This is a genomic window from Prosthecobacter sp. (assembly GCF_020439865.1).
Lineage (GTDB): Bacteria > Verrucomicrobiota > Verrucomicrobiia > Verrucomicrobiales > Verrucomicrobiaceae > Prosthecobacter.
In genome coordinates, this window is sequence record NZ_JAGRPF010000165.1 from 1 (window position 1) to 3,121 (window position 3,121).

2 protein-coding genes are annotated in these 3,121 nt (G+C 63.6%); both read left to right on the forward strand.

Annotation, left to right across the window (positions count from 1 at the left end; all coding sequences use genetic code 11):
• A partial coding sequence (locus tag KDL09_RS19805; protein WP_294389022.1) for a DUF1553 domain-containing protein occupies positions 1–2,706 on the forward strand: 2,706 nt, incomplete at its 5' end.
• Positions 2,707–2,835: 129 nt separating this feature from the next.
• Positions 2,836–3,121, forward strand: a 286-nt coding sequence (locus KDL09_RS19810) for a DUF1501 domain-containing protein (protein WP_345781101.1), incomplete at its 3' end; no start/stop codon positions are given.

Sequence of the window (3,121 nt, forward strand, 5' to 3'; positions counted from 1 at the left end):
TATGAAGAAGACGTTTTCGGCTTCTTCCAGATCGCGCAGAAATACACGGACAGCGGCGTGCGTGCCGAGCGCAGCAATCCCTACCTGCTGCGGGCGATGGCCAACATCACACTGCCCGAGGGCAAACAGGAAATCCTCATGCGCGTGCGTGGTCAGGGCCGGCTCTGGATGGACGGGAAGGTCATTGGCGAGATCGCCTTTGGTCACACGGGCGGCGGAGCGCACAACGAAGTGGAATACGAGAAGGCGGAGTCAAGCGGTCCCGCGCTGCGTCTTCTCGGGCCGGGCGATCGCGAACTGCGCGTGCCGGTGCAGGGCGATGGCAAGGCGCATGCGTTGGTGTTTGAAATGATCGCTGGCAATGGCCGCGTGCGCACCACGCTTGGCGAAACCAGCCTGAGCGTCCGCCGCGCCGACGGTCAGCAGATTCTGCTCACGCCGTCCACGCGCGTTGTTCCGCTCACCGACGACGGCTGGGCTTCGTATCGCAAGGAGCGTCTTGCCTACTACGCCACGCTCGATCAGCAGAAGCGCCGGAGCCTGCGTGCGAAACAGGACGCCTATTGGACGGCGCGCCATGAGAAGGCACGCGCCACAGTCGCCGCCACGCCGCAATCGGGCATCGATGCGATCCTTGCCGCGTCGTGGGCCAAATCCAACGCTGCGGGAGAGCAGGTCGCAGGCGGCATCGATTTCGCGAAGCAGATCAAACCGATCCTCGCCGAGAACTGCTTCCGCTGTCATGAGGAAAAGGCGAAGGGCGGTCTGCGACTCAACACGCTCGAAGCGGCGATGGAAGGCGGTGAGTCCGGCGATCCCGCCATCGTTCCCGGCAAACCTGCGGAGAGCCGTCTCATCAGCATGATTCATCCGGATGCAGGTGAAGACATCATGCCGCCGAAGGGCGATCCGCTTTCCAAAGCCGACCGTCAGTTGCTCGCCGACTGGATCAAGCAGGGCGCGTCGTTTGCGAGCGCGGGTCGCAAGATCGAACCGGCGCGTCTGACCGAGGATCTCGAGTTCCTGCGCCGCGTCACGCTCGACACCGTGGGCGTGGTGCCAAGTGCGAAGGAGATTGAAGCGTTTCTCGCCGAGGACTCGCCGGACCGGCGCTCGAAGACCATCGACCGTCTGCTCGATGATCCGCGTTATGCCGATCACTGGACGGCCTACTGGCAGGACGTGCTCGCGGAGAATCCAAATATCCTCAAGCCGAGCCTGAACAACTCCGGCCCCTTCCGCTTCTGGATTCACGAGGCGCTGAGCGACAACCTGCCGATGGATCGCTTCGTCACCGAACTGATCATGATGGAGGGCGACGTGCTCGCCGGAGCGCCGGCCGGATTTGGCATGGCGGCGCAAAACGACGTGCCCATGGCCGCGAAGGCGCACATCCTCAGCACCGCCTTCCTGGGTCAGGAGATGACCTGCGCGCGCTGCCATGACTCGCCTTATCATCAGTCCAAGCAGCGCGATCTTTTTGAGATGGCAGCCATGCTCAATCGCAAGCCGTTGACGCTGCCCGCGACGTCGTCGGTGCCCATGAGCACCTTCGCCGGACGCAAGCCGCTGATTCAAATCACGCTGAAACCCGGCGCCGTGATCGAGCCCACGTGGCCGCAGTTGTTTGCCAAAAAGATTCTGCCGGGTGACAAGGCCGCGCCAGTGAGCAAAACCGGAGACAGCCGCGAGCAGCTCGCAGCGCTCATCACCGCGCCGGAGAACACGCGCTTTGCCCAGGTGATCGTCAATCGCATCTGGAAGCAGCTCATCGGACGCGGGTTTGTGGAGCCGGTGGACGACTGGGAGTCGTCGAAGCCCGCACATCCCGAACTGCTGGCGTGGCTCGCACGCGAACTCGTGGCCAACAGCTACGACATGAAGCATCTGCAGCGCCTCATTCTGAACTCCGAAGCCTACCAGCGTCAGGCGCGGCCCGCCGAGCCCGGTGTGGCGCCGGATTTCGCTGCGCCAGTGCAGCGGCGCATGACGGCAGAGCAGATCGTGGATTCGCTCTTCGCCGCCGTGGGCAAGGATCTCGACTCCGAAGAACTGACGATGGACAACGACGGCACGCAGTCGCAGAGCGCGATGATCAGCCTCGGGCATCCGCGCCGCGCATGGGAGTTCACCTCGCTTTCGAATGAGCGCGACCGTCCGAGTCTCGCGATTCCGAAGGCGCAGTCGATCGTCGACGTGCTGGAGAACTTCGGCTGGCGTGCGTCGCGTCAGGAACCGAAGAGCGTGCGCGAGACGGCGGCCAACGTGCGCCAGCCCGCGATCCTGGCGAACGGCTCGCTGGGGCGCTGGGTCAGCACGCTGAGCGAAAACAGCGGCATCACTGCGCTCGCACTGCAGCCGAAGTTGAGCGCGGGCGAGCTCATCGACCAGATCTTCCTGCGCCTGCTCACGCGACATCCCACCAACGAAGAACGTGCGACCTTCACCGAGTATCTGAGCCCAGGATTCAAGGAACGCATCATTCCGGAGGACCAGCGTCCGCCGCCCGTGCAGCTTCCACCGCTGAAGTATGTCGCGTGGTCGAACCATCTCTCCGCCGGTGCCAACAGCATCAAGATCGAGATGGAAAAACGCGCCCGTGAAGGCGATCCGCCGACCACGGCGCTGCGTGCCGACTGGCGCGAGCGGCTCGAAGACATGGTCTGGGCCACGATCAATTCGCCCGAGTTTGTCCATCTGCCCTGATTCCATTCCAACACCGATTTCCTCATGAAAAGACGTTCTCTTTTGAAACTCGCCGGTGCGGCCGGTGTCGCCGCGAATGCCGACCTCGCCTTGCTGGCCAAGGAGGCCGCGCATGTCGCGCACTTTCCCATGGGGAAGGCGGAGCACTGCATTCACATCTGGCTCGGTGGCGGTGCCGCGCAGGTGGATACGTGGGACCCGAAGGGGCTCGGCGATGCCAAGGCGAAGAAACCCGGCAGCTACTATCCGAGCATCGAGACCTCGGTGCCGGGTGTGAAAGTCACCGAGCATCTCTCGCGCTGCGCGAAGATGATGGAGCACATCACGGCGATGCGGACGGTGAATCACGATGTCATCGACGAGCACGCCGCCGCCTCGAACCGCATGCACACCGGCCGCAATGTCAGCGGGACCA